This window comes from Mesorhizobium sp. M7A.F.Ca.ET.027.03.2.1 (assembly GCF_003999175.1).
In the GTDB taxonomy this organism is placed as follows: domain Bacteria; phylum Pseudomonadota; class Alphaproteobacteria; order Rhizobiales; family Rhizobiaceae; genus Mesorhizobium.
Genome location: NZ_RZOM01001970.1, coordinates 1 through 391, shown reverse-complemented (window position 1 = coordinate 391; position 391 = coordinate 1). Strand labels below are relative to the sequence as shown.

At 65.2% G+C, this 391-nt stretch carries 1 protein-coding gene; it reads left to right on the top strand.

All coding sequences use genetic code 11. The annotated features are described in order from the left end of the window. The coding region (locus tag EN750_RS39020; protein ID WP_127399545.1) for a pyridoxal-phosphate dependent enzyme at positions 1-391 on the top strand (391 nt) is incomplete at both ends.

Genomic DNA, 391 nt, shown 5'->3' with positions numbered 1-391 from the left:
GTCTTCATGCCGGTGACGACGCCGCAGCAGAAAATCGACAAGACGCGGCTGTTCGGCGGCGATTTCGTCGAGATCAGGCTGATCGGCGATTTCTTCGACGATTGCTACCGCGCCGCCTTCGAATTCACCGAGAGCGCCGGCGCGCATATGGTGCCGCCCTTCGATCACACAGACATCATCGAGGGCCAGGCGACGGTCGCCTGCGAGATCGCCGCTCAGATGCCCGGCGGGCGCATGCCCGACTTCATCATGCTTCCGGTCGGAGGCGGAGGGCTCGCCGCCGGAGTAACGCACTACTTCGCCGACCTGCACCGCGACACGCGCTTCGTCTTCTGCGAGCCGGCGGGAGCGCCAAGCCTCAAGGAGAGTCTCGCCAGCGGCAAGCGGGTAA